This window comes from Corynebacterium kalinowskii (assembly GCF_009734385.1).
GTDB lineage: Bacteria > Actinomycetota > Actinomycetes > Mycobacteriales > Mycobacteriaceae > Corynebacterium > Corynebacterium kalinowskii.
Genome location: NZ_CP046452.1, coordinates 641,958 through 666,832, shown reverse-complemented (window position 1 = coordinate 666,832; position 24,875 = coordinate 641,958). Strand labels below are relative to the sequence as shown.

The window sequence follows — 24,875 nt, the reverse complement described above, 5'->3', positions numbered from 1 at the left end:
GGAAGTCACTTCATTGCGTCCTGGAATGCAGCCGTGGCAGCCTTCTTGTCAGCGGTGATCTTTTCCATGTCCTGCTTCATCAATTTGATGTCCTTCAGGGCTGGGGCGTCCTTCGGGGAACCGGCATCCTCGCGAACCGGCAGGTAGTTCTGCTTCACGGCAAGTTCCTGGCCTTCTTTGGAGATCAGGTATTCGAGGTACTTGGTCGCGGCATCCTGGTTAGCGGAATCCTTGAAGATGCCCGCTGGCTCAGTGATGTACGGTGCGCCCTCAGTTGGGTAAGCCACAGCGATAGGCGAACCCTTCACTGCGAGATCGCGGACCAGGTAGTCCACCACGATGCCAACTGGGCGGGAACCGCTAGCGATCTCCTGGGAAGCCGGACCATTGGACTTTGCGATCATCGGCTTGTTCTCACCAAGCTTCTTGATCCACTCCTCACCCAGAGCAGGATCATTCTTCCAGGCAGCGGCGTTGAACGCAGCGGCACCAGAGACCGCTGGGTCCGGGAGGACCAGCTTGTCCAGGTACTTCGGATCGGTCAGGTCAGCCCACGACTTCGGTGCATCAGTGATGTCCTTGGTGTTGTAGGCGATCACGGTAGGGATGAAACGGGTGCCCACATAGAAGCCGTTGGGATCCTTGGCTTCGCTCTTTACTGACTTGGTGTCCAGCTTCTCAAGCTTGGCGAGGTCGCCTGCCTTCGCATAGGTCTCGAAAGTTGGGGCGTCGGCAGCCCACAGGATGTCGGCTCCAACCTTGCCGGTCTTCTTCTCGGATTCGATGCGCGCATTCAGATCGCCAGTGCCGGCACGGAACACCTCAACCTGGATGTTCGGGTTCTTCGCCATGAATGCCTTGTTGATCTCATCCACCTTGGCCTCTGGCTCGGAGGTGTAGACCGTGATCTTGGCCTTTTCAGTGTTTGCTTTGGTTTCCGTGCTCTTTTCAGCAGCAGGTTCAGCGCAGGCAGTGAGCAAGGCAGCGGAAGCAGTTAGGGCGACGATGGGCTTGATCAAGTTCATTGCGAAGATCTCCGTTTCACATAAGGCTGTTGCAATTGATGCGAATCCTGATCTTTGTATGGGTAGCCTAAGTTCGCAGGCTGAGGGTGAAGGTTGGGGGTAGGGATTAGCGAATCGCTTCCTTCAACCGGCTTTGCAGCTCAGGATCAGTCGCGAAGAGATAGAGTCCGTGAACTCCACGAGTTAACAAGACGTTCAACTGATTCTGGAGGAGTAGCTCCGCAAAAGACTGCTTTGAACCATCAGCCAGTGTGCGCTTATTCCGAACATTTGGATTCTGACTTGAAGCAGGGTCGAAATTCACCTTTCCATCGCGGTATTTCACAGATGGCCCAATGATTACGCCCGCATAGTTCAAATCGAAACCTTGGATAGTAAAGGTCGATCCCACTTCATTGATTGTTTGTGGTTTTTCAGCCCAGCTAGCATCCTTTTCAACCGAACCACGCGGAAATACGAACTTCTGCTGGTTATTCCACGGTAGTACGAAGTCTCCAATTTGAACCATCCAGGGCTCTCCGCTTTCAGGTTTACTGCCACTGGAGAACTTCCAGTCGTACGTGGCCAACAGCCTAGATAAGCCTTGCTCCACACTGGAGGCTTTCTCCGAGATTGCGTTATGGAGGTCGCTCGGATCGTCAAAAACTCGAATCTCATAACCTTCATCGGACGGAATCGGATCAATGGTTCCCTCGTGGACGAATTTCCTGATCCATTCCGTTGTTTCCTCAGATGCCAGCATTCGCATCTGCATCTGCAGTTCAATTCGACTATTTGCACGTTCATGCATCCATGCGAGTTCTTGAGGTTCCCAGATCTGGTTAGCTGCCAATATCTGATCCGGATCAAACACCGCGACAACTACTTTGGCTCTATCAAGAACATCCTTTAGATGATTTTTCCCTCGATATGACTGCTTACCTTGAGTCCATAGCAGATGTGCTTCATCGATAAGAACCACATCGACAGGGTCATTCGGGTCATGATTATTAATGAACGATGTCGGCTTAAAAACTCGCGGAGCTTTCGAGCTTGAAAGGCCTAGTTTCTCAGCTACTTGCTCGTACACCTTGACCTGTTCGTCGTGGTTAACTAACAAATAGGTGTTGAGCTTGGTTCGGCCGAGTTGGGCTTCTACTTCCGGCAAATCTTGGGCTAAATCATAAAATAGGCTGCTTAGCAGCACAGTTTTTCCTGTACCTGCGGCTCCTGAAACCAAGATCAAACGCGGATCTTCAGCCATCTTGAACTGTTCAATTACTGATTCAATGATCTCGTATTTCGCATCAAGCTGTTCCGCGGTCAGCGTGTGGAAAGGCGAAGCTTTGAATAGCGCTGACTCGCGGATGATCTTCTCAGTCGGGAAGAGTTCGCTATCCAGCTTATGAAGCTTGTTCCAAATCTGATGGAATGACTCTTCAAGGTGTTCCTTCGTAAAGTACTCACCTTGTGCGTTGGTACGTGCATTCTCGGCGAACACCGAATTCTCATCCGCTGATTTGACGGCAGCGTTGCTAGGTAAATACTGCATCAGTCTGTTTTCGACGTCCAAAGTAAGTGACTTGTTAAACAGAGAATGCCCAATGATGTAAAGCTCGGTGCCATCTGCTGATTTGAAGGCACGCCAAGCCTCCCTGCGGGAATGGCGTGCGCTGGTATCCCCTTCGAGATGCTGTTTTGTTCTTTGGATGATCGAGTTTGTTTCCCCGACATAAACTCGATATCCGCCATCCTCTCTCATCGAGATCACGTACACGGTCGGATACTCGAGCAAGTATTTGCGGAGATCACCTGTTACTTTCTCAATATCCTTCAAGGCTTCGGCGTCGTAGGAAATCTTTTCGACAAACGCTCTGCGAGCGGGTAGTGGGGTCTTCGCCATCTGTTTAGAGCCTGTCATACTTTGTCGACGTTCCGGTGCTCTTCTCCAACGGATAACGCGACTCATTGAGAGCAACTTTTTCAAGGATGGCTTCAGTTAGGTCGATATTTGTCACCTGCGCGAGCAATATGCAATAGCTAACTACGTCTGCGAGTTCACCTTTGATTTCCTCAAGATCAAACTCATTACTCCATTGGAAGCACTCTAAGAGTTCAGCAGCCTCGATCGCTATAGACTTCGACAAGTTCTCTGGGGTGTGAAATTGTCCCCAGTCCCTTGCCTTCGAGAAACTCAAGAGCGCATCGGTTGCCCGCTGAGCGATTGCCATCTTTAGTCCTTCCTCGCGTTTAAAGGTCATCATAGTTGAAGCTTCATCTGAGATATCTGCCCAACTTAGGGCTAAACTCCACCCTTATGGCAAGCAACCTTCCCAATCAGTGGCTCCAGCAAGCCACCCAAGCGCTCCGCATGTGGGGTCCGCGCGAATGGGCAACAACTGTACTGGCCTCAGTAGGTACCGCAGTTTTGATTGGTCTACCAACGGTCCTTATTCCAAATTCCTGGTTCCACCGCGATGTACCTCCGACCTGGTGGAGCTATCCAGTGTGGATTCTCACTGCGATTGCGTCCGGAATGCTGGTGGCAACCTATCTCAAAGCGCCGGAGACACAGACCAAAGAGGACTCCAGCACGCTGGGATTTCTTGGCACTTTCTTGACATGGTTCGCTGTCGGTTGCCCCGTCTGCAACAAGATCGCCCTAGTATTGCTGGGATACTCGGGGGCTCTCACCTACTTCGCTCCGGTGCAGCCGCTTCTAGGGATTGGGGCGCTGTTGCTTTTGTCCATTGCACTGATCGCGCGTCTAAAGGGACAGATAGCCTGCCCTGTGAAAGTCTGAACCAACTTATCGAAAATGGCCAGCACCGGGCAATCTCAGAACCTGCCGTCGATAAGCCGACCTGTCCTAAATCAGACGAACAGATCCATCCTCAATGACGAGCGCTTGCCCGTCGCGTAGAAGCTGCAATGGATACTGCTCGCCGTATTTGGCAACGATCTCGGCAATGACGGTAATCGGGTAGGAAGCGATTGTTCCGGAAGCGTGTGGAACCACGCAGATGTCCACCAGATTGAGCCCGGTGAAGTCCTTAAGGTCAGGAGCTTTGTCCGGTGAGTCCATAAGCGAGATCGGTTCGATCGAAGGCCCCACAAGGACTGATCCGGCGCTAGTCCCGATGTACGTCAGCCCACTCTTGACCTTTTCTTGGAGGATCTCAAACGCACCCGTGCTTCGCAGAACGTACAGCAGGTCAAAGGTTTCTCCACCTGCTACATAAACTGCGTCAACCTCGGACAAAACCTTGTCGAATTCTTCAAGCGGTGTGCTCGCCACCGGCAGGTCGATCACTTCAAACCCCTGCTCCACAAGGGTATTTCGCTCGGTCATTACCCAAGGCGCATCCCCGTAGCTGCGTGCAGCATCGCCGATGTAGGCCACCTTTCCTGAAACATACTCAGGTAGACGGGAGTGCAGGAAAGAAGTGAGGATGAGTTTCATGATTCCGAGGTTACAGAAAACAATAAACCGGCCCCAGGAATCCCCGGAACCGGACGTCGAACTGCGGCTTCCTGACAAACTAGAATCTCCCAGATATCGCTCACTTACAAAGTGTTCCATCGATCAGGAGTAGTCAAATCTCGCACGACTCACCTCGTGAATCAAGTTTGTATCCAAATTGGTGACGTCCGAAGCCCCCCCTGATGAGTTTTGGCTACCTAGAACGGACTTGCACCAACGGCAACGCGACCACGGTGAACACAACGAGGATTTCAGAAGCCTTGATTGGCTGACGGAAGTTGTTCTGCGAAATACTTGCAGGGTAATCACGCTCGTCCACGCCTAACTCCTCAAACAACCGTGCAAAGCGACTCTCCAGTGTCAAGCTGGTGCACGACCTCAGTGCGCTACAAGAACGAATAAGTATGGAGCCTTAACGGCCGTTAGACACCCAAGACGATGCACCATACTGCGTCGGTGTCCACCCGTAACCGACATTTTGACCCGAGTCGCGCGTCACAACAACGACCACCGCTGGGCACTGATCCTGCGCGCCCGCGACCAGAGCAGCAGTAGCGATGCTAGTCAGCGTACTTGTCGATGCCACCAACACAGCCAACCCTCGTTTCAACATCGTCATAACTCCACGCTCACCTTTGTTGAGGACCTCTAGGGTTGGGCCCCAATAGTTGGGTACCTCCTCAAAAGACTGAGAATATCGCACTTGGTGACACCTTGAAGTACAAATGTTGCCGGTGGGATTCGTAAGTATAAATGTGTCTAGATACCTGAAGCTATTGCACAACAGGCTTATCTTTCAGCAGTTTTGATTATCAGGATTTGCTCGCATGTTCTTGGACCACCCCAAATCCGACCCTGGACAGGTTTTGCAAAAACGATTCCGACAAACGACCAGTTTCTCGAACACAGTCTTTCGATAAAATTCGTGTCGACGATTATTCCTTGAAGCACTCAGAACTTTTGCAGCTACGAACCGCAAAGATTCTTACCGCAATGCTGACCAGATTTAGACTAAGATCTTTGCAATACCTGCAAATCAGGACTTCTGTAGCTTTGAAACCCATTTGACTTATACAGACATTCTTAAGAAAATCTAAAATGATGCATTTAGACAAGGATCACAAATCAAATAAAGACTTTTCTAATTAAATTTCCAAATACTGCGAGAAGCGAGTTCTTTAATTTCCCTTTCCCTTGATCGAGCAGCCCTGTGGTCCCAGACTTTCGCTTCTATTTGCTTGAGGAGTACCGAATCAGCAGGGTTTACAAACCTACACAATTCGTCAGCCTTGTCAACAAAATCCTTAGGCAACGAACTATTGATTCCGGCAGGTAGCAGCATCAGATTACCGATGTTGAATACCCAGCTATTCCGAGGTGTAATTTCAGATCTACCAGCTTGCCCCTCTATATGTTCAATAGAAGGTTGCTGCTTTAGGTCTATCTTAGTTTCTGGCAGAATAGATTCTACGCGAGACAAAATATAGCGGATTTTAGCCGCATCTTTTCGTTTTGTATTTGAATATACTAACCCACTTATTCCAGATTCAAATTGGATATCTGTAGGCAAATACTTCTTCGCTTCCGTCACGAATTGCTCCCTCGCCATCGCCAGTTCGTTTCCGTTCCTCGCGAGATCTACAGCGACTGCAGCACGTCGATACAGCTTTCTTTGTTGCGCGGTAGAAGTTTTCCGAGCTATCGACCATCTAAACTGAAATACCTCAATATCCCTTAAGAACGACTTGACAAGTTTGGCGCTAAATCCATTTCGACCTTCTAGGTAGGCACGAAAAATAGCAAGCAACAGCATGATTGGCTGGCTTGCAGAGGTAACCAGAATTCCATAAAGGGGTTGAGTTATGTCATAGTACTTATCTGCACGCCATTCATTTTGATCTACAATTGACCTCCAAGCTTCTGGACTACCCCCGCTTGCCAGGATCTCACCCAAGATGGATATTATTTTTGCAGATTTTTCTATATCTTCAATTAAGCTAACGGACGTTTCCTCTTTCGAGGATTGAGTTTCGACATAAGTTTGAATAGATCTACGAATATGGTCATTCGCTATAATTTCCAAATTCTGGCTTGAATCTAGCGAATGTGAATTCCAATAGTCGTAGAAGAAGCGTTTTGCATCCATTCCCTCCAACTGAGACTCTTCAATGAAGGAAGAAAAACTGGACCAACGCCGTTCAGACTGTTCGCCAGCATCAATGGGAATGTGTTCAAGTAGCTGATTCTTGACCAGATCTGCGACTGTGAGACTTTGGCCACGGTCATTCAAAGTTTCAAAAATTTTAAAGGCACTCTTTCGATCTTGACCAGAAACATAGACCACTTCCGCACTTAAAAGGGAATCCCGAATCTTGTCAAGCTCAATCAATGAACCGTCCAGACCCGCAGCGTCTAGCCGCTGATCAATTTTGCTCTCAAAAATTTCCAGAGCGGAAGACTCGAGACTTTGCTTTTCTCGCCTCATCCGACCATAATCCCTCTTTTTCCGAAACACTTGATCAATCAAACGTTCTCTGGCATTTGGATCTACATGCTCAATTCTAAAGTGTGGATCTCCGTTTTTATCGTCATATTCGATAAAACTGTTAATTCCAGTAAGTCGGCTTTCGTTGCCGAGCTTTTGATAAGAATTACGCAAAGCACATAATAGAATCAACGAAGTTGTTAACCTCTGCTGTCCGTCAATAACTTCTCGACGACCATTGCCAGGTTCACATACCACCATGCTGCCAAGAAAGTGTCCCTTGACATTCTTCTCTAAATCATTCCAAAATTGAACGACATTTTCTTCATCCCATGCATATTGTCGCTGATAACGCGGAATAGTATGGTGATTTAGGGTTATTATTTCTTCCAGTGATCTCGTATGCGCTTCAAATTGCATAATGTTCCTCTTCTGATTACTACTGGGCCATCAGTTAGCAGCATATCTCAAGTCTTTACTTTTCGGCTTAATATTCAAATATGCATTTACATCATAAGTTCAAACTTCGACGGTCGCGACTTAGCATCTTTGGGTTTGAATGGCATGGACGTCGCTAGGCATGTTTTGTGGGGCTGTCAATCCGTTGATCTCTTGCGGTTGGCCGTCTGACAGCCTGGAAAAGAATGCTGCCATGAGTCGGTACTTGCTAACTACGTCGTTATGAAAGCCGTAGACGGCTGAAATGTTCCCGTTCGGCCGGAAAGGGTATTTCATCGCATTTTCAGGAGATTGATTCCAACCAAGTCAACGAACTATTCGTTTTCCACACGGATGCCGAATGTATGGAACGCTGAATGGCCCAGACCCTGCGTGGCGTCGCCCCCCCCCTGGAGGCCTAGGCATGCGAGCTACGAAATTGAAGTCTTCCGATAAATCTCATCCCTATTAGTAAATTTGGAAAACAAGCAGTCCGTATCAATGTTTGTAAGCCCTTCAGACTTGGCTCAATCAATTCAATTGTGCATCGACTTTCTCAGGCGGTTCACGTCTATCACATTATTGAGATAGATCGTTTTACTCTAAAACTCCGGCCTCAAAGTTAACTAGGTGCTAGTTCCGCTTTTACTGCACTCGTTCTTCTTTGAGCTGGTTAGCAAACTACCCTTCATCCGTACTCAGCGCCGCAACGAACGCTTCCTGTGGCACGGAGACAGAACCGATGTTCTTCATGCGCTTCTTGCCTTCCTTCTGCTTTTCCAGCAGTTTGCGCTTACGGGAGACGTCACCGCCGTAACACTTGGCAAGCACGTCCTTGCGCAGCGCACGGATGTTCTCACGCGCAATGACCTTGGAACCAATTGCAGCCTGCACCGGCACCTCGAACTGCTGGCGCGGGATAAGCTCTTTGAGCTTCACGGTCATCTTGTTGCCGTACCACTGCGCGTTGTCGCGGTGCACGATGGCGGAGAAGGCATCGACAGGCTCGCCCTGCAGCAGAATATCCACCTTGACCAGGTCAGCCTGCTGCTCCCCTGCGTCCTCGTAGTTGAGGGAAGCGTACCCGCGGGTGCGGGACTTGAGCATGTCAAAGAAGTCGAAGATGATTTCGCCGAGCGGCATGGTGTAGCGCAGCTCCACGCGATCCTCGGAAAGGTAGTCCATGCCACCCATTTCGCCACGCTTTTGCTGGCACAGCTCCATCGTGGTGCCCACGAACTCGGCCGGCACGATGACGGTGGTTTTCACGATCGGCTCCCACACCTCGCGGAGCTTGCCACCCGGCCAGTCCGAAGGGTTGTGCACCATCATCTCTTCGCCGTCTTCGGCAACAACACGGTAGGACACGGAAGGAGCCGTGGAGATCAGATCCAGGTCAAACTCGCGCTGCAGGCGGTCGCGGGTGATTTCCATGTGCAGCAGGCCGAGGAAGCCGAGACGGAAACCAAAGCCCAGAGCTACAGAAGTCTCTGGTTCCCAGGTGAGGGCGGCGTCGTTGAGCTGCAGTTTTTCCAGCGCATCGCGCAGGTCCGGGTACTGCGCCTGGGAGATTGGGAACAGGCCCGAGTAGACCATCGGCTTCGGCTCGGCGTAGCCCTGCAGAGCTTCTTCCGCACCGCCGTTAGCCCAGGTCACGGTGTCGCCGACCTTGGACTGGCGCACGTCCTTCACGCCGGTGATCAGGTAACCTACTTCGCCTGGGCCAAGGCCCTTGGTCTTCTTCGGTGTTGGGGAGACAACGCCGATTTCCAGCAGCTCGTGGGTGGCGCCGGTGGACATCATCTTGATCTTCTGGCGTGGCTCGAGCTTGCCGTCGATCATACGAATGTAGGTGACCACGCCGCGGTAGGTGTCGTAGACGGAGTCGAAAATCATGGCGCGCGCAGGAGCGTCTGCGTCGTGCTCGGACTTCGGTGCGGGGATCAGTTCACACACCTTGTCCAGCAGCTCAGGAACGCCAACGCCGGTCTTACCGGAGACGCGCAGCACGTCTTCTGGCTCGCAGCCAACGATGTTGGCGATCTCCAGCGCGTACTTCTCGGGATCAGCGGCTGGGAGGTCGATCTTGTTCAGGACCGGGATGATCTCGAGGTCGTTCTCCATGGCCAAATAGAGATTCGCCAGGGTCTGGGCTTCGATGCCTTGGGCGGCGTCGACAAGCAAAATGGCGCCCTCACAGGCCTCCAGCGCGCGGGAGACTTCGTAGGTGAAGTCGACGTGGCCCGGGGTGTCGATCAGGTGCATGATGATCTGCTCACCGGCGTGCTTACCGGTGGTTGGGCTCCACGGGATGCGGACGTTTTGAGCCTTGATGGTGATGCCACGCTCGCGCTCGATGTCCATGTTGTCCAAGTACTGGTCGCGCATATCGCGCGCCTCAATAACGCCGGACAGGCCGAGGATACGGTCGGCCAGCGTGGACTTGCCATGGTCAATGTGCGCGATGATGCAGAAGTTACGAATCTGCTTCGGATCCGTGAACGTGGTTTCCGCAAAATTCTTAAGACTCAAAGTGGGCCCTTTCCTATATAACGCTAGGAACATTACCAGAGGTGGGGATGCCCCCAAGACAGCCTGGCTGCGGGGCTGTTTTCCTGGCGTTAGACCTTAAAGATCAGCACACTCCCCTAGGCACGATCACCGGAGAATCTGAGGAAGGATCCTCCCAGATCTCCGCCTCCAGACCGTAGACGGCAGCGAGGTTCTTCGACGTCAACACCTCGGCGGGAGTCCCGGACGATACCAGGGCGCCGTCCTTCATCAGCACTAGTCGGTCCGAATAGGCGCCGGCGAGCATGAGGTCATGCAGCACCATGATCACGGTTTTCCCGGCGCGGGCCTGCTCACGAGCCAGGGAAAGCACCGCGATGGCGTGCGCGGGGTCCAAATACGTGGTCGGCTCATCCAGCAAGATCACCGGGGTGTCCTGCGCGAGCACCATCGCGAACCACACGCGCTGGCGCTGGCCGCCGGAAAGATCGGCAACGTACGTCGAGCCCAGCGAGGTCACTCCAGTGACATCCAAAGCCTCTTCGATCGCGTGCTTGTCTGCAGTAGAAAGCCCACCGAACAGCCCGCGGTGCGGATGCCTGCCGCGCTCCACCAGCTCGGACACTGTAATCCCCGGCGGAGCGATCGGCTGCTGCGCCAGCATGCCGACTAATTTCGCGGCCTCCCGGGGCGCCAAAGCGTGCAATTCCGAAGAACCCACCTGCACGGATCCGGAACGTGGGCTCAGCACGCGGGAAAGAGTCTTGAGGAACGTGGACTTGCCACAACCGTTGGGGCCGAGCAGCGTGGTCACGGTGCCGGGCTGAGCCGAGAGCGAAACGCCCCGGACAATGTCCGGCCCCGAGGCATACCCCGCGACGATATCTTGAGCTACGAGCTCCACGACGACCTCCTTGATACAACCAAATACACCAACATCACGCCACCGATCGCCGAGGTCAGCAAACCCACGGGAGCGGACACCGGCAATAGCACAGCCACCACGGCGCACACCAACAACAACGTGGCACCCCAGATGGCAGACAGCAACACCCCGCCACCCATCATGCGGGCCAGCTGCGGCGCGACCAGTGCCACGAAGGCCAGCGGCCCCACCACGGAGACCACCACGGCAACGATGCCGGTCGCAGCGATCACCAGCAGCAGCCGGACACGGGTAACCGGCACGCCGAGGGAAATGGCCGTGGCATCATCGTGGGCGAGGATCGGCAAGGATCGCTGCTGCGAGAGCCCCAACACCAGGAACGGCAACAAGCCAAGCAGCAGTGGCACCACCACCGGCCACCGGGCAAAACTGGTGGACCCGGCCAACCACACCTGCGCCTCGGTGGCGCGCATCAAGTCCGCGCGCAGCAGCAGATAAGACACCGCAGCCTGGGAAAACAGGGCCAGCGCTACGCCGATGAGGATCAGCTGGTGCACCGATCGACGCGCTCCCAACACGAGCAACAACAGCAAACACACGACCGCTCCCACCAGCGCCAACCCGGCGCGCTCCCAGAAGGAGGACACCGGGAATGCCACTACTGCGACGGCGGCGCCGCCGCTGATGCCCAGCATGTCTGGGGAGGCTAAGGGATTGCGGGCAAGCGTAGAGGTCCAGGCACCGGCCGTCGCTAAGCTTGCGCCCACGACGGCGGTGACGATCGCCACCGGCAGGCGCAGATCCCACACCACCTGGACCGCGCGGGCGGAGCCACCACCGGTGAGGGCGGCGAGCACGTCGAGGGGTGCGAGCGGGACGGCGCCGAGGCACAGCAGTGCGAAATAGGCGAGGATGCCAACGAGGCTGACGCGGATCATCGGCGGATCAACCAAATCATCAGGGGCGCGCCGATCACGGCGAGCACGACGGAAAACTCCACTTCACCGGGGTGCATGAGGAGGCGGCCGATGATATCGGCAAGCAGGGCGAGCGTGGCACCTACGAGCATGACGGGCACCAGACGGCGCCGGACAGATGCCCCGGGCACCATGTGCGGAGCTGCGAGCCCCAGGAAAGCAACCGGGCCCACCACTGCCGTGGCGGTACCGGCGGCGATGACCAGAGCCGAGACCACGAGGGACAAGGTCCGCGGCACCGAGATGCCCAACGCAGCTGCGGAATCGGCGCCCATACCTAGGATGTCCAAGTCGCGAGAGACCACAAACGCAATGACGGCAGCAATGAGCAGGCCGATCAGCGCCACCCAGACATGCCCGTAACCGCGCCCGATGGTGGAGCCGACCGACCAGGAGCGCATGTCATTGAACACGTCCTGCGACTGCAGCGCGAGCAGCATTGTCAGCGCCATGAGGGTCGCGTTGACGCCCACGCCCACCAGAATCAGGGTCAGCGGATCGGACACCGTGCGCGCCACCGCCAGGACTAACAGGGTGGCAAGCAATGCCCCTACCAGGGCGAACGCGCCCTGCAGCCACAATGCGGTTACTCCTAATAAGGAGCCCACGGCAACGAGGAAACGCGCGCCAGCGGTAATGCCGACGATGCCAGGGTCGGCAAGCGGGTTGCGGGTCCACGTCTGGGTGAGCAGCCCCGCCAGCGCCAGCGAGGCGCCGACGAACATAGCGACCAGACCGCGGGGCACACGCATGCCAAAGACAATGTGGTGGACGGATGGATCGAGGAGTTCAGGAAGAGGAATGTGGCGCGAGCCCACCGCCAAGGAGACGACGAACAGCGCCAGCAGCCCGAGGAAACTAGCTGAGCTTTTCAAGAGCCCAAGGGATCGACACCGGGTTCGGGGTGCTCATCGCGTTGCCAACGTCCTGAGAGACGAACTTGGTCTTCGGCAGCAGCGCAGCGAAGGCAGGATCGGTCTTCAGCGGCTCGGCAGAACCCTGGTAGTCGAGAACATAAAGGACATCCACCTGCTCAAGGGTACTAAAGTTCTCCGGTGCGACGTCGACGTAGAAGGAGCCCGGATTGCCCTGGATCTCCTTCGGGATGGTCAGGCCCATGGATTCGATGAACTGGCCGCGGCCATCCAGTGAGGTGTAGAGACCCAGCTTGCCGGCGTATGGCATCACGATCGCAGCCTTCTTACCCTGCAGCTCAGGGTGCTTCGCGCGGTAATCCGCAAAAGCCTGCTCGGTGTCCTTGATCAGCTTTTCACCTTCGGCAGACTTGCCCACGGCACCAGCAATCGTGGTCACCTGCTTGTCCCATGGGATCTGCCAGTTTTCAAAACCGGTCGGCTTCAGGGTGACCGGCGCGATCTTCTCCAGGGAAGCCTTCGCCTGGTCATCCACGGCCTGGTTCACCGCGATGATCTGGGACGGGTTCGCGGCGGTCACCTGCTCCAAGATCTGAGAGGTAAAGCCCTGTGCCGTGTTGTAGATCGGGGTGATCTCCTTGCCCTTGGCTAGGTCCTCAGCCCATGGCTCCAAGCCGTTTGCCGCGACAGAACCCTCCGGGGAGAATGGGGCGACTGCAACTGGGGTGACACCCAGAGCCAGCAGGGTGTCGGCGTCGCCGAGACCGAGGGCAGCCACGCGAGTCTCGTTTGCCGGGACGGTATCCACATCAGCGCGGGAGCATCCGGTCAGCAGCAGCGCGGTGAGTGAGGCAACGGCCAAAAATCCACGACGGTTCATAAGTTTTTTCCAATCATTTTAGGCAACCCTAACTTCAATGGGCTAAGGTTAGCCTAACTGAAGTTGACACAGCAAGAAAGGGCCCCGGCATGGCACATTCACTACTGAGCTGCACGGTAGCCTCTGTTGTCGACCCTTGCCCTAACCTGCGCCGCATCACCTTGTACTCCCCTAGCTTCGTCGACTACCAAATCACCGGGCCCGACGAATTCTTCGGCCTAGTAATGCCGCAGCCAGGGCAGCAATTCGTACCCTTCGAGTGCCAGGACGTGAACGTGCGAGCTGCCGTCGCGGCGCTCCCCACTGAGATTCGCCCGAATTTGCGCTGGTACACCGTTCGCCGCGTGGATCCAGCGCGCGGCCTGCTCTCCTTCGACGTCGTACTCCACGCGGCCGGCCCGGGCTCCACCTGGGTCGCCACCGCCCAGCCCGGCGACACCTGCGGCTTCTGGACCGCCCAATCCCTCTGGCAGCCCACCACCGACACCCAGGTCCTGGTCGCCGACGCCACCGGCACACCCGCGCTCTTGTCCATCCTCGACCGCCTGCCGTCCCCGGCGCTCGCGCGCTGCAGCGTCGCAGTCTGCACGCCCTCGCTTCACGACGTCGAACTCCCCGCCCTCACCACGTACGCACCGCGACTCGCCAATTTCGCTGTCACGGAAGCTGCCCCCGGCAACGCGCCACTGGTGATGGAAGAAACACTGTCCTCATGGCCGCTCACAGACACGGCTAAGTTGTGGGCCTCGGGTGAAGACCGCCTCGTCAAAGCCGCTCGGCGCTACGGCATCCACCACCTGGGCATGTCTGCGAAGGACATCACCTTTGTGCCATTTTGGTATGAGGGAAAGCCACGCCCCTGAGCCACGTTTTGCGGTAGTGTAAACAACCATGACCGAGGTTTCACGCGCTGCCCAACTCAGGGATTTTGGTTCTCGAATGAGGACTTTTGCCCAGCGGCGTCGCGAAGCAAAACGCGCTCGGCTTGATGCCGGACTAGCCCGTCTCGGCAGTCGTCTCGGACTCGACGGCAGCTCCTGCGAGGTCGCCAGCGAACGGGTCGAGGCAGTCTGCGATGTGCACCCAACTTCCGAAATGGTCCGCAACATCTACTACGCGCCGGACATGGACGGCCACGCCGAACCGGGCGAAGTGGTCTGGATCCGCCTCGCCACCGAAGAAGGTGAGGAGCCCCGCGACCGCGCCATCCTGGTGGTCGGACACGGCAACGAAACTATCCTCGGCCTCCTGATTTCCCCGAACACCGACCACGAGGACGAAGAAGGCTGGCTCGACATCGGCTCGGGAAGCTGGGACTCCTCCGGCGCGCCGTGCTGGCTGTGCCTGAATAAGCTCATCGAGGTACCAGAGCTGGCCATCCGCCGCGAGGGCGCCATCGTTCCGAGGCGGCGCTTCGAGCGCATCGCCGGAAAGCTGCGCGGCGACTACGGCTGGGGCTAATTTGGTCGGTTACGCACCAAAATGCTAGGGTTTACGCGTTATTCACTTTTCACCAGTGTGAACACACAGGCGGTCAGGACCTTGGGTCCGCTTGCACGCTAGGTATCTAGTGGAAACATCAGTATCAGTTTCCTACATTCAAGAGGTAAATTTCAGATGGCAAACATCAAGTCTCAGATCAAGCGCATCAAGACGAACGAAAAGGCTCGTCAGCGCAACCAGGCAGTCCGCTCCGCAGTCCGCACCGAGATCCGCAAGTTCCGTGCAGCTGTTGAGGCCGGCGACAAGGCAGCAGCCGAGCTTCAGCTCCGCGCAGCTGGCCGCTCCCTGGACAAGGCAGTAACCAAGGGCGTCTTCCACCGCAACAACGCGGCTAACAAGAAGTCTTCCATGGCACAGGCCCTGAACAAGATGGCTTAATAAGCTACGAAATATCGCCCCTGACCTGGACTCTTAGAGTCTGGATCAGGGGCTATTTTTGTTGACCGTGGAAGAGTGCGCCTACCCAATTGAGTGCGCGAGCATCTCCTCCCATTCCACAACCTTCTTGCGTTCACGTCCTTCCTGCGAACCGAGCTCTCGTTCTGCAGCGTCAAGCGCGTGCCAACCGTCCCAGCTGGTGGTCCGGATCCCCTTCCCGCGGAGCATATCAAGGACATCAGCAAAATTGGTTCGCCCCAAAAGTCCAGCCTCGTGATCGGCAAAAAGCATGTCCACCGTTTCCTTCGCGTCGGACTTGGTATTGCCGATGAGCCCGACAGGCCCGCGCTTGATCCAGCCGGTGGCATAGAAGCCCGGGATACTCTCGCCGGATTCAGTCAACACATGGCTGCCGTCGTTGGGAATCACATGATCCGTTTCCGAGAACGGAACGCCCGGGATCCCCACGGAGCGATAGCCGACGGCGCGGTAGACGGCCCCCACCGGCCAATCGGTGAACTTCCCGGTCCCGCGCACTCCCCCGTTCCCGTCCAGCTCTTGGCGTTCGGTGCGCACGCCAACCACATGCCCGTCGTCCGACGACAACACCGAGACGGGCTGCTCAAACAGGTGGATATGCAGGGTGTTTTCGGCTTCTTTGGGCTCGCGAATGGCGTAGTTCTCTAAAATCTGGCAGACCAGATCCACGGACTTTGAAGCCGAGCGAGCTTCGAGGGAAGCCTCGTCGTAGTCAATGTCCTCCGGCGAAACCACCACATTCACGTTCGGGGAATGATCGAGTTCCTTCAGCTCCTGCGGGGTGAACTTGGTTTGAGCTGGCCCGCGTCGACCAAAGACGTGAACTTCGCGGACCTTACTGCCCGAAAGGACGTTGTACACGTTGTCTGGAATCTCGGTAACGCGCAGCTCTTCCCCGGTTTTCGCGAGGATCCGCGCCACGTCGAGTCCCACGTTTCCGACACCGATCACCGCCACCGATTCAGTGGAAAGATCCCAATCCCGAGAGAACAGCGGATTGCCATCGTAGAAGCCGACGAACTCGGCGGCGCCGTAGGACTCCGGAAGGTCGATGCCTGGGATGTCCAGGGGGCGGTCGTCGACGGCACCGGTGGAGAAGACGATGGCGTCGTAAAGCTCCGCTAGTTCAGCAACCGTGATGTCGCGCCCCACGGTGACATTGCCGATCAGGCGAATCTCCGGCTTGTCCAGCACCTTATGGAGCGAGGCGATGATGCCTTTGATGCGCGGATGGTCGGGGGCAACGCCATAGCGGATGAGCCCGAACGGGGCGGGCATGCGCTCAAAAAGGTCAACAATGGCGCCGCCTCGAACAAGGAGATCAGAGGCGTAGATCCCGGCGGGGCCGGCGCCGATGACGGCGATTTTCGGTGGATGAGACAAGACTTTTCCTTTCCAAAATATGAACTGAGCTGTCTACAAGGAAATCAAACTTCCCGCCTTAACGCAAACAACACACCCATTTGCCTGCATTTTCCAGCGGAAACAGAAAAACCTAACCAAACCACTTGCAATAGACTGGACTGTCTGCCATTGTGAATAAATAACAGACAAAGGAGTTCACATGACCCAGGCAAAGCGATCAAACGGCCAATGGTTGATCGACGGCACAGCGCCGCTGAACCATCCCGAAGAAGTCAAACAAGCGGACCCAGGACTTTCCGTCAAGCAGCGCATCATCGATATCTATTCCAAGCAGGGCTACGATTCGATCGACGAGGACGACCTCGCCCCGCGCATGAAATGGGTAGGCATTTACACGCAGCGCCGCCAAGATCTCGGTGGCGAACTCACCGGCCAGCTGAGTGATACCGAGCTTTCCGACAAGTTCTTCATGATGCGCATCCGCTTCGACGGCGGTATCGCCACCCCGGAGCAATTCCGAACCGTGGGAGAAATTAGCCAGGAGTTTGCCCGCTCCACCGCGGACTTCACCGACCGCCAGAACATCCAGCTGCACTGGATCCAAATCGAAAACGTCCCCGAGATCTGGGACCGCTTGGACAGCGTAGGACTATCCACCCTCCTGGGCTGCGGCGACGTTCCCCGCATCATCCTCGGCTCGCCAGTCGCAGGCATCGCTGCTGATGAAATCATCGATGCCACCCCAGCGATTAAGAAGATCCAGGAGGAACTGCTGCCGAACCCGGAGTTCCATAACCTGCCCCGCAAATTCAAGTCCGCGATCAGCGGCAGCCCGCGCCAGGATGTCACCCACGAGATCCAGGACCTCGCGTTCGTCGGCGTCACCCACCCGGAGCACGGTCCCGGTTTCGACGTGTTCGTCGGCGGCGGCCTCTCCACTAACCCGATGATCGCGCAGCGTCTCGGCGTCTGGGTCCCACTCGCCGATGTCCCCGATGTGTGGGCCAGCGTGGTCCGCATCTTCCGCGACTACGGCTACCGTCGGCTGCGCGGTCGCGCGCGCCTAAAGTTCCTGGTAGCGGAGTGGGGCATTGAGAAGTTCCGGTCGGTGCTCGAGGAGTACCTCGGTCATGCGCTTATCGACGGCCCCGCCGCCCCCATCGCCCCGGCCTATCGAGACCACCTCGGTGTGCACCCACAACAAGATGGCAAGTTCTACGTCGGGGTGAAGCCGACGGTCGGCCACACCACGGGCGAACAATTGGTGGCCATCGCCGAGGTCGCTGAACGCCACGGGGTTTCCAGAATCCGCACGACAGTGGACAAGGAGTTGCTGTTCCTGGACGTTACTGACCCGGAGGCGCTCCAACGCGATCTTGACGCCATCGGCTTGTACTCCAATCCCAGCGAGTTCCGCCGCGGCATCGTCTCCTGCACCGGCCTGGAGTTTTGCAAGTTGGCTCATGCCACCACCAAGGCCCGCGCGATCGGGCTGGTCGATGAGTTGGAGGAGCGCATCGGCGACCTCGATGTACCGATCAAGATCTCGCTGAACGGCTGCCCGAATTCCTGCGCCCGTACCCAGGTCGCGGATATCGGATTCAAGGGCCAGACGGTCACCGATGCCGACGGTAACCGCGTCGAAGGTTTCCAAGTCCACCTGGGCGGTGCACTCGGCCTCGACCCCGGTTTTGGTCGAAAGGTGCGCGCCCACAAAGTCCTTGCCACGGAAGTCGGCGACTATGTCTTCCGCCTGGTCAACAACTTCAAGGAACAACGAACCGAAGGCGAACAGTTCCGCGATTGGGTATTGCGCGCAGATGAGGAGGTCTTGCGATGAGCCTGCGCCGAACCCCAAACCCGAATCGCAATCACCCCGTCCACTGCCCGTACTGCGCCGGCACTGCCCTCTTCCCCAACGAGGAAACGGAATTCGCCTGGAAGTGCCACGACTGCCTGCGCATCTTCGAGGCCAAATTCTATGGCCAAGACGATCCTTTCACCCGCCCGTCCCTGGCACCTTCCACGTCAGAGGCCTACCAACTGAGCTTGGAGAAACACCATGTTGTTCTATGAACGCCAGGAATACCGGGACCCCGCTGTGTCCCCGGACGCTGAGCTACCGAGTCCGTTGCCGGAAGCAGACAAAGCTCGCAACCAACAACTAGTAGACAAGTTCCAAAACCAGCTCTACAACGCCACTGCCGAAACAATCCTGGACTGGGCCAACGAGCACACCCCGGAAGCTGCAGTCACGCTGAGCATGGAAAACACCGTGCTCGCGGAGCTCGCCCACCGGCATCTTCCACGGGCCGACCTGCTGTTTCTAGACACCGAGTACCACTTCCCGGAGACGTATGAGGTGGCCGATGGCGTCGATAAGCGCTACCCGGCGCGGCTGGTGCGAGCAACGGCGGTTCTCAACAGAGAAGAGCAGGACAGCACCTACGGCCGGAACCTTTACCTGACGAACCCGGAGGCGTGCTGTCGCATGCGCAAGGTTGAGCCGCTGCAACGGGCACTCGCGAAGTATGGCGCGTGGGTGACCGGCATCCGGCGTATCGACGCGCCGACCCGAGCCACGGCCGAAGCGATTGAGCTGGATAAAGCTGGGCGGCTCAAAATCTCCCCGCTAGTGACCTGGTCGCTGGAGGAGACGCTCGAATACGAAAGACACAACGGTCTGATTAGACACCCCTTGATCGACAAGGGGTACCCCTCCATCGGTTGCGCGACTTGCACCCTGCCCGTCGCCCCGGGCGAAGATCCACGAAGCGGCCGCTGGGCCGGCCAAGCCAAGACAGAATGCGGACTGCACACATGACACTCTCCCCACACCTTAAAGACCTAGAAAACGAATCGATCCACATCCTGCGTGAAGTCGCTGGGCAATTCGACAAAGTTGCGCTGCTGTTCTCTGGCGGCAAAGACTCCGTCGTGGTGTTTGAGCTCGCCCGGCGAGCGTTTGCGCCGGCGGCCGTACCCTTCGAGCTACTGCACGTGGACACCGGCCACAACTTCCCAGAAGTTCTCGAATTCCGCGATGCACTCGTGGAACGCACCGGCGCGCGCCTGCATGTTGCCCACGTCCAAGACTGGATCGACCGCGGCGACCTGGTCGAACGCCCCGACGGCACGCGCAATCCTCTCCAAACCGTGCCATTGGTGGAGACCATCGAAGAGCGCGGTTACGACGCCGTCCTCGGCGGCGCCCGTCGCGATGAGGAACGCGCCCGTGCGAAGGAACGCATCTTTTCCGTGCGTGATTCCTTTGGTGGCTGGGATCCGCGCCGCCAGCGCCCTGAACTGTGGAATCTGTACAACGGCGGCCACCTACCGGGAGAGAATATTCGCGTCTTCCCCATCTCCAACTGGACCGAAGCCGACATTTGGGAGTACATCGGCGCACGTGAGATCGAGTTGCCGCCGATCTACTTCGCACACCAGCGCGAGGTATTCGAGCGCGACGGCATGTGGCTCACCCCAGGTCAATGGGGTGGCCAGGACGCTGACGTGGTGACCAAGCAGGTCCGTTACCGCACCGTCGGCGACATGTCTTGCACCGGTGCCGTGCTCTCCTCCGCGACCACCATCGACGAGGTCATCGAGGAAATCTCGACTTCCCGACTCACTGAGCGTGGTGCCACCCGCGCCGACGACCGAATCTCCGAATCCGCCATGGAAGACCGCAAGAAGGAAGGCTACTTCTGATGACCACCACTACTACCGCGGTTCTCCAGGACCGCGAAACGCTGCGACTATGCACCGCAGGCTCCGTCGATGACGGCAAATCCACCTTCGTCGGTCGCCTCCTGCATGACACCAAGTCTGTCCTCGCCGACCAGTTGGCCTCCGTGGAACGCACGTCCGCCGACCGTGGCTTCGATGGCCTTGATCTTTCCCTCCTGGTGGACGGACTGCGCGCCGAACGGGAACAGGGCATCACCATCGATGTTGCGTACCGCTACTTCGCCACCGATAAGCGCACGTTCATCCTCGCCGACACGCCGGGCCACGTGCAGTACACCCGCAACACCGTCACCGGCGTCTCCACCTCGCAGGTGGTCGTGCTGCTTGTCGACGCCCGAAACGGCATTCTCCCCCAGACCATCAAGCACCTCAAGGTCGCCGCTCTCATGGGCGTTCGGACCGTCATCCTAGCGGTCAACAAGATCGACTTGGTCTCCTTCGACCAGAACGTCTTCGAGGCCATTGCCTCCCAGTTCATCGATCTGGCCGTTGAACTCGGTATCAGCGACCCCAATGTGGTCCCAGTTTCCGCACTGCTCGGTGACAACGTGGTGGAGCCTTCCGACAACACCCCGTGGTACCACGGCCCAACTGTCCTCGAGCTGCTGGAGACAATCCCCGTGGGCGCGGGACGAGCCACCAATTTGGGATTCCGCTTCCCCGTCCAATACGTCATCCGCGAGCACACCAGCGATTATCGGGGCTACGCTGGTCGCATTACGGCGGGACGAGTAAACGTAGGCGACATCGTCTACCTCGGTGGCGGGCTCTCCAGCACCGTCGCCGGAATCGACACCGCGGAGGGACCTGCGTCGTCCGCAGAAACTGGTGATTCCGTCACACTTCTCCTCGCTGATAATATCGATCTCGCACGCGGTGATCTCATCGCTGGAACCGATCGCCCTGCCGAATCCCGCACCTTCGATGTCACACTCGTTGGCCTCCATGAGCAGCCACTGCGCGAAGGCGAGACCATCAAGATCCGCTACGGTTCCGCCCTGGTCCGTGGCCGCATCGCTACCCTGGAAAACCCGCTGGAGCTCAACGACATCTCCGATGCCCGCGTCGAGTTGGCCTCCCCGCTTCCTGTCGAGGCGTATGCCGCTCGGGGAGCCGTGGGCAACCTTTTGGTCGTCGATAAGGCAAGCGGCGATACCCGCGCGGCGGGCTTGGTGCGATGACCGACATCCTCCTCGCCCATGGGTCGCGACACCCGCGCGCGGCCGAGGGCTTGGAGGAACTGCGCGCCGCGGTGACCTTCCGCACCGGCCGCCCTACTCGGGTGGCTTACCTTGACCTGCAGCAACCGCTCCTTGCGGACGTCGCGCGCCCCGGGGATACCGTGGTCCCCCTCCTGTTCACCGATGCCTTCCACACCCGACACGACGTCCCGGCCGCCACCGCGGGCTTGGGTGTCCGGGTCACCGCGCCCCTCGGGCTTGGCGACGACATTGCCGCCGTCCTACGTCCCCGTGTGCAACCAGGAGCAGTTCTGTACGCCGTCGGTTCCTCCATGCCCGGCGCGAATCAGGACGTAGCCCGGCTGGCGGCGCAGTTAGGGACGGACGTGGCGTTTGCGACCTGTTCGCCCCGATATTCTTCCGGATCCGGGCCGGTCATCCCACTTTTTGTCACTTATGGGTTGCTCCTGGACCGCGTACCTGGGGCCCAGCCTTTGGCCGCCGAGCTGGCTCCCGTGGTGGCGCACCGAATTCTTCACCGTTAGGACTACCGCTGATGAACAAGCTCTTGATTGTCGCCGTTGCTGGCGCGCTCGCCCAACTCGTGGACGGCGCCCTCGGTATGGGATTCGGGATTACGGCCACCACCTGCATGATGACCATTGCTGCCCTCGGTCCTGCTCAAGCCTCCGCGATCGTGCACGCCGCGGAACTCGGAACCACTCTCGCCTCTGGGGCTTCGCATTGGAAGTTCGGCAATGTCCAGTGGGGCACGGCTCTCCGCCTAGGCGTTCCCGGAGCGCTTGGCGCCTTTCTCGGCGCTAGCGTCTTGTCACGTATCTCGCTAGCGGCCGCGGCTCCCGTCACCGCCGGGATTTTGACCTTCGTGGGTGCCTTGTTGGTGTGGCGATTTTCCCGGGGCCGAGTGCAGCGGACTATCCGCATGGTCTCCCCACGGTTCTTGGGCACGCTTGGCTTCTTCGCAGGTTTTCTCGATTCCTCTGGTGGCGGTGGCTGGGGTCCACTTACTTCAACCACACTGCTGGGCGCCACGTCCCAAGAGCCACGCAAAATTATTGGAACGGTCAACACCTCTGAGTTCCTGGTCACCGCTGCTGCCAGCATCGGCTTCGCTTTGGGACTGTGGCCGACCATCGTTGCCCATGTCTGGTCGGTACTCGCCCTGCTACTGGGCGGGGTGCTCGCGGCTCCGCTCGGTGCTTACCTGGTCAGTCGGCTCAATCCGTCCTTGCTCGGCGGTTTCGTGGGCACGACCCTGATGACCACCAATGCCCTCAAGGTATTCCCGCATTGGGTAGCGGCCCTCTTGTTTCTGAGTGGCGCTGCGCTGTCAGTCCTTGGCTACCTGCGCGCGCAGGCCACGCTGAAAGCGGCACCAGAGGATGTGCGCCAGAAGTGGCTCAACAGGATGAGCTAGCGGAGAAATGTTGGCGCCTACCTCCGGATCTACACTGCGTGAAGCCCCTCGTAGACCATCCAACCGCCCACGGCGAGGAAGAGGACACCTGCGATGATGTCGATCCACGGACCGGCTGCAACGAGGCGTTTGCGGACCACGGAGGCGGACACGACAAACACCAGCAGTGAGAAGCCGATGAATGTGCACAGCACGAGGGCGACGATGATTTCCAGGGATGTCAGCCACGTGGGGTCCGTAGGCATGAACGGCGCCATGATGGAGGCGAAGAACAGCACGGCCTTGGGATTGGCCAGGTTGGTCATGAGGCCGAGCCGGTAGTTTTTCCCCATGCTGCCGAGGAGCTGATCGGTGGGAATTTCTGCCAAAACAACACGGTTGACGCGTTGCTCCCACCCGGAACGGACCATGGAAAATCCCATGTAGAGCAGCCAGGATCCGCCGAGCAGTTGCACCCAGCCCAGCAAAGCGGGGTTAGTTACAAAGAGCGCAGCTGTACCCAGAACCGTCAGGGTGACCCAGACCAGGATGCCGGTGGCGATTCCGGCCACCGCTGCCAAAGCATGACGGCGCGAGCGAGCCGCCAGCCGCAGCAGCAAGAAGAAGTCAGGGCCGGGCGTATACATCCCGGCGAGGTTCAGGGCAATGATGGTTCCGAGCTGGGCGAGGGTCATGCGCGAGACATTCCAGAAATAGGCACGCCGAACAGTTTAACGACTCGCCAATTCTGACACCTGTCGGACCGCGTTTTCGACGGAAAAGTCGATGTCACCGCCCCGGCCACGCACCTGTGCTTCCAAATCGGCCATGAGGATGACCGCGTCGGAGACTGCGTCCCCATTCCAGCGTCGCGATACCTGCAGGATCGACTTCACCTTGAAGGGCGGCACACCCAGGGTCTTGGCCAGTTCGAACTCGTTCGCGCGGCCACGGATGCCGTAGCTGCGGGCAATCGCCATCACGGAGTTGGACAAAGCCGCGGCGATCAGCACCGGTGGAACGCCGAGTTGCAACGCGCGCCGGGTGGAGGCCACAGCCCGCGCGGTACTTCCGGAGCAGGCCAGATCAGCGATATCGAAACCACTGACTTCTGCCACACCTTCGTGGTAAGCGCGCACAGCCTCGACCGTGACATGTGCGTTCGTGTCGGCGACCAGCTGAGACACAGCCGAGGCGAGTTCGCGCAGGTCGGAGCCGACGCCTTCCAGCAGTGCGTGGACGACGTCGGGTGTGGGGCGCACGCCGAGGTTGCGGAATTCGTTGGTCACAAAGCCCTGGCGATCCCGAGCATTCAGTTTGTTGGCCTCGTGCACGGTGGCCAGCTTCTTCAGCGGTGTCAGCGCAGACTTATTGCGTCCTTTCCCGCTATGCCTGATGATCACGGTGATCCCCGGCGCGACATCCTTGCAAGCATCAACCAGCAGGTCGATCGGTTCTTTGCCCGCCTCCGCGGCATCGGTAAAAATGAGCGCACGAGTGTCGGAGAACAGCGAGGGGCTGAACATGTCCACGAGTTCGTACGGGGTCAGCTGTCCGGCGCGCATGTAGGTGACCTGCAATTGCTCGCCCGCTGGCAGGTCGACGCGCAGCTGCTCGAGCAGCTGCTTGCTGATGCGTTCCGCCAGGAAGTCTTCTTCACCAAGGATGAGGTGCACGGGGCTAGTCACGTGTTTCATGGTAG

General features: G+C 57.7%; 26 protein-coding genes. 11 read left to right on the top strand and 15 right to left on the bottom strand.

The window, feature by feature from the left end:
- Positions 1-5: 5 nt before the first annotated feature.
- The 3 genes from CKALI_RS03175 to CKALI_RS03165 all read right to left on the bottom strand — a co-directional run bounded on the left by CKALI_RS03175 (position 6) and on the right by CKALI_RS03165 (position 3,235).
- Positions 6-1,025: an ABC transporter substrate-binding protein gene (locus tag CKALI_RS03175; RefSeq protein WP_156191920.1), complete on the bottom strand. Its 1,020-nt coding sequence runs from the start codon at positions 1,023-1,025 to the stop codon at positions 6-8.
- A gap of 106 nt (positions 1,026-1,131) precedes the next feature.
- A complete protein-coding gene (locus CKALI_RS03170; protein WP_156191919.1) occupies positions 1,132-2,907 on the bottom strand; it encodes a DUF2075 domain-containing protein in 1,776 nt (591 codons plus the stop codon).
- A 4-nt stretch (positions 2,908-2,911) separates the two neighbouring features.
- The gene (locus CKALI_RS03165) at positions 2,912-3,235 is read right to left on the bottom strand and encodes a nucleotide pyrophosphohydrolase (RefSeq protein WP_156191918.1); all 324 of its coding nucleotides are present in this window, start codon (positions 3,233-3,235) and stop codon (positions 2,912-2,914) included.
- An 86-nt stretch (positions 3,236-3,321) separates the two neighbouring features.
- On the opposite strand from CKALI_RS03165, the gene CKALI_RS03160 reads away from it, so the two are divergent.
- The gene (locus tag CKALI_RS03160; protein ID WP_156191917.1) at positions 3,322-3,807 is read left to right on the top strand and encodes a hypothetical protein; all 486 of its coding nucleotides are present in this window, start codon (positions 3,322-3,324) and stop codon (positions 3,805-3,807) included.
- Positions 3,808-3,873: 66 nt separating this feature from the next.
- Here the strand turns inward: CKALI_RS03160 and CKALI_RS03155 are convergent, their stop codons facing one another.
- From CKALI_RS03155 to CKALI_RS03120, 9 genes are all read right to left on the bottom strand, one after another.
- Complete coding sequence (locus tag CKALI_RS03155; RefSeq protein ID WP_156191916.1) at positions 3,874-4,467, bottom strand: Type 1 glutamine amidotransferase-like domain-containing protein; 594 nt, start codon at positions 4,465-4,467, stop codon at positions 3,874-3,876.
- Positions 4,468-4,681: 214 nt separating this feature from the next.
- Complete coding sequence (locus CKALI_RS12285) at positions 4,682-4,807, bottom strand: hypothetical protein (RefSeq protein WP_269076360.1); 126 nt, start codon at positions 4,805-4,807, stop codon at positions 4,682-4,684.
- A 93-nt stretch (positions 4,808-4,900) separates the two neighbouring features.
- Complete coding sequence (locus tag CKALI_RS03150; protein WP_156191915.1) at positions 4,901-5,107, bottom strand: hypothetical protein; 207 nt, start codon at positions 5,105-5,107, stop codon at positions 4,901-4,903.
- Between the two features lie 522 nt (positions 5,108-5,629).
- Entirely contained in the window at positions 5,630-7,393 is a 1,764-nt protein-coding gene (locus CKALI_RS03145) for a DUF262 domain-containing protein (protein ID WP_156191914.1), read from the bottom strand.
- Between the two features lie 699 nt (positions 7,394-8,092).
- Positions 8,093-9,943, bottom strand: coding sequence for a translation elongation factor 4 (gene lepA / locus CKALI_RS03140; protein WP_407643758.1), 1,851 nt, complete (start codon positions 9,941-9,943; stop codon positions 8,093-8,095).
- A gap of 103 nt (positions 9,944-10,046) precedes the next feature.
- Positions 10,047-10,826 carry an ABC transporter ATP-binding protein gene (locus CKALI_RS03135; protein ID WP_231580520.1) on the bottom strand — a complete coding sequence of 260 codons (780 nt, stop codon included), beginning with the start codon at positions 10,824-10,826 and terminating at the stop codon, positions 10,047-10,049.
- Positions 10,814-11,746 carry a FecCD family ABC transporter permease gene (locus CKALI_RS03130; RefSeq protein WP_156191912.1) on the bottom strand — a complete coding sequence of 311 codons (933 nt, stop codon included), beginning with the start codon at positions 11,744-11,746 and terminating at the stop codon, positions 10,814-10,816. The genes CKALI_RS03135 and CKALI_RS03130 overlap by 13 nt, the downstream gene beginning before the upstream one ends.
- A complete protein-coding gene (locus CKALI_RS03125) occupies positions 11,743-12,660 on the bottom strand; it encodes a FecCD family ABC transporter permease (RefSeq protein ID WP_156191911.1) in 918 nt (305 codons plus the stop codon). The genes CKALI_RS03130 and CKALI_RS03125 overlap by 4 nt, the downstream gene beginning before the upstream one ends.
- Positions 12,644-13,540, bottom strand: a complete 897-nt coding sequence (locus tag CKALI_RS03120; protein WP_156191910.1) for an ABC transporter substrate-binding protein — start codon at positions 13,538-13,540, stop codon at positions 12,644-12,646. Before CKALI_RS03120 ends, CKALI_RS03125 begins: the two co-directional genes overlap by 17 nt.
- An 89-nt stretch (positions 13,541-13,629) precedes the next feature.
- Between CKALI_RS03120 and CKALI_RS03115 the strand changes: the two genes are divergently transcribed.
- The 3 genes from CKALI_RS03115 to rpsT all read left to right on the top strand — a co-directional run bounded on the left by CKALI_RS03115 (position 13,630) and on the right by rpsT (position 15,421).
- A complete protein-coding gene (locus tag CKALI_RS03115) occupies positions 13,630-14,403 on the top strand; it encodes a siderophore-interacting protein (protein WP_156191909.1) in 774 nt (257 codons plus the stop codon).
- 76 nt (positions 14,404-14,479) lie between these two features.
- Positions 14,480-15,001, top strand: coding sequence for a type II toxin-antitoxin system PemK/MazF family toxin (locus CKALI_RS03110; protein WP_156191908.1), 522 nt, complete (start codon positions 14,480-14,482; stop codon positions 14,999-15,001).
- A 156-nt stretch (positions 15,002-15,157) separates the two neighbouring features.
- Entirely contained in the window at positions 15,158-15,421 is a 264-nt protein-coding gene (rpsT, locus tag CKALI_RS03105; RefSeq protein ID WP_156191907.1) for a 30S ribosomal protein S20, read from the top strand.
- A gap of 81 nt (positions 15,422-15,502) precedes the next feature.
- On the opposite strand, the gene CKALI_RS03100 is transcribed toward rpsT, so the two are convergent.
- Complete coding sequence (locus CKALI_RS03100; protein WP_156191906.1) at positions 15,503-16,843, bottom strand: FAD-dependent oxidoreductase; 1,341 nt, start codon at positions 16,841-16,843, stop codon at positions 15,503-15,505.
- 181 nt (positions 16,844-17,024) lie between these two features.
- Between CKALI_RS03100 and CKALI_RS03095 the strand changes: the two genes are divergently transcribed.
- Genes CKALI_RS03095 through CKALI_RS03065 form a run of 7 tightly spaced genes read left to right on the top strand, consistent with a single transcriptional unit; the run spans position 17,025 to position 23,194 of the window.
- Positions 17,025-18,665, top strand: a complete 1,641-nt coding sequence (locus CKALI_RS03095; RefSeq protein ID WP_156191905.1) for a nitrite/sulfite reductase — start codon at positions 17,025-17,027, stop codon at positions 18,663-18,665.
- Complete coding sequence (locus CKALI_RS03090) at positions 18,662-18,901, top strand: hypothetical protein (RefSeq protein WP_156191904.1); 240 nt, start codon at positions 18,662-18,664, stop codon at positions 18,899-18,901. The genes CKALI_RS03095 and CKALI_RS03090 overlap by 4 nt, the downstream gene beginning before the upstream one ends.
- Positions 18,888-19,649 (top strand): phosphoadenylyl-sulfate reductase, encoded by a 762-nt coding sequence (locus tag CKALI_RS03085; protein ID WP_156191903.1) that lies wholly within the window; start codon positions 18,888-18,890, stop codon positions 19,647-19,649. The genes CKALI_RS03090 and CKALI_RS03085 overlap by 14 nt, the downstream gene beginning before the upstream one ends.
- Positions 19,646-20,536: a sulfate adenylyltransferase subunit CysD gene (gene cysD, locus CKALI_RS03080; protein ID WP_156191902.1), complete on the top strand. Its 891-nt coding sequence runs from the start codon at positions 19,646-19,648 to the stop codon at positions 20,534-20,536. Before CKALI_RS03085 ends, cysD begins: the two co-directional genes overlap by 4 nt.
- Complete coding sequence (locus CKALI_RS03075) at positions 20,536-21,756, top strand: sulfate adenylyltransferase subunit 1 (protein WP_156191901.1); 1,221 nt, start codon at positions 20,536-20,538, stop codon at positions 21,754-21,756. The genes cysD and CKALI_RS03075 overlap by 1 nt, the downstream gene beginning before the upstream one ends.
- Positions 21,753-22,301 carry a sirohydrochlorin chelatase gene (locus tag CKALI_RS03070; RefSeq protein ID WP_156191900.1) on the top strand — a complete coding sequence of 183 codons (549 nt, stop codon included), beginning with the start codon at positions 21,753-21,755 and terminating at the stop codon, positions 22,299-22,301. Before CKALI_RS03075 ends, CKALI_RS03070 begins: the two co-directional genes overlap by 4 nt.
- Positions 22,302-22,312: 11 nt before the next feature.
- Positions 22,313-23,194, top strand: coding sequence for a sulfite exporter TauE/SafE family protein (locus CKALI_RS03065; protein WP_156191899.1), 882 nt, complete (start codon positions 22,313-22,315; stop codon positions 23,192-23,194).
- A gap of 29 nt (positions 23,195-23,223) precedes the next feature.
- Here the strand turns inward: CKALI_RS03065 and CKALI_RS03060 are convergent, their stop codons facing one another.
- Both CKALI_RS03060 and holA read right to left on the bottom strand, forming a co-directional pair.
- Positions 23,224-23,868 carry a LysE family translocator gene (locus CKALI_RS03060; RefSeq protein WP_156191898.1) on the bottom strand — a complete coding sequence of 215 codons (645 nt, stop codon included), beginning with the start codon at positions 23,866-23,868 and terminating at the stop codon, positions 23,224-23,226.
- Positions 23,869-23,904: 36 nt separating this feature from the next.
- Entirely contained in the window at positions 23,905-24,870 is a 966-nt protein-coding gene (gene holA, locus CKALI_RS03055; RefSeq protein ID WP_156191897.1) for a DNA polymerase III subunit delta, read from the bottom strand.
- Positions 24,871-24,875: the final 5 nt, after the last annotated feature.

Coding starts and splice junctions, on each gene's coding strand:
- CKALI_RS03175 (WP_156191920.1), bottom strand. CDS start 1,025: ATGAACTTGATCAAGCCCATCGTCGCCCTAACTGCTTCCGCTGCCTTG.
- CKALI_RS03170 (WP_156191919.1), bottom strand. CDS start 2,907: ATGGCGAAGACCCCACTACCCGCTCGCAGAGCGTTTGTCGAAAAGATT.
- CKALI_RS03165 (WP_156191918.1), bottom strand. CDS start 3,235: ATGGCAATCGCTCAGCGGGCAACCGATGCGCTCTTGAGTTTCTCGAAG.
- CKALI_RS03160 (WP_156191917.1), top strand. CDS start 3,322: ATGGCAAGCAACCTTCCCAATCAGTGGCTCCAGCAAGCCACCCAAGCG.
- CKALI_RS03155 (WP_156191916.1), bottom strand. CDS start 4,467: ATGAAACTCATCCTCACTTCTTTCCTGCACTCCCGTCTACCTGAGTAT.
- CKALI_RS03150 (WP_156191915.1), bottom strand. CDS start 5,107: ATGACGATGTTGAAACGAGGGTTGGCTGTGTTGGTGGCATCGACAAGT.
- CKALI_RS03145 (WP_156191914.1), bottom strand. CDS start 7,393: ATGCAATTTGAAGCGCATACGAGATCACTGGAAGAAATAATAACCCTA.
- CKALI_RS03130 (WP_156191912.1), bottom strand. CDS start 11,746: ATGATCCGCGTCAGCCTCGTTGGCATCCTCGCCTATTTCGCACTGCTG.
- CKALI_RS03120 (WP_156191910.1), bottom strand. CDS start 13,540: ATGAACCGTCGTGGATTTTTGGCCGTTGCCTCACTCACCGCGCTGCTG.
- CKALI_RS03115 (WP_156191909.1), top strand. CDS start 13,630: ATGGCACATTCACTACTGAGCTGCACGGTAGCCTCTGTTGTCGACCCT.
- CKALI_RS03110 (WP_156191908.1), top strand. CDS start 14,480: ATGAGGACTTTTGCCCAGCGGCGTCGCGAAGCAAAACGCGCTCGGCTT.
- rpsT (WP_156191907.1), top strand. CDS start 15,158: ATGGCAAACATCAAGTCTCAGATCAAGCGCATCAAGACGAACGAAAAG.
- CKALI_RS03095 (WP_156191905.1), top strand. CDS start 17,025: ATGACCCAGGCAAAGCGATCAAACGGCCAATGGTTGATCGACGGCACA.
- CKALI_RS03090 (WP_156191904.1), top strand. CDS start 18,662: ATGAGCCTGCGCCGAACCCCAAACCCGAATCGCAATCACCCCGTCCAC.
- CKALI_RS03085 (WP_156191903.1), top strand. CDS start 18,888: ATGTTGTTCTATGAACGCCAGGAATACCGGGACCCCGCTGTGTCCCCG.
- cysD (WP_156191902.1), top strand. CDS start 19,646: ATGACACTCTCCCCACACCTTAAAGACCTAGAAAACGAATCGATCCAC.
- CKALI_RS03075 (WP_156191901.1), top strand. CDS start 20,536: ATGACCACCACTACTACCGCGGTTCTCCAGGACCGCGAAACGCTGCGA.
- CKALI_RS03070 (WP_156191900.1), top strand. CDS start 21,753: ATGACCGACATCCTCCTCGCCCATGGGTCGCGACACCCGCGCGCGGCC.
- CKALI_RS03065 (WP_156191899.1), top strand. CDS start 22,313: ATGAACAAGCTCTTGATTGTCGCCGTTGCTGGCGCGCTCGCCCAACTC.
- CKALI_RS03060 (WP_156191898.1), bottom strand. CDS start 23,868: ATGACCCTCGCCCAGCTCGGAACCATCATTGCCCTGAACCTCGCCGGG.
- holA (WP_156191897.1), bottom strand. CDS start 24,870: ATGAAACACGTGACTAGCCCCGTGCACCTCATCCTTGGTGAAGAAGAC.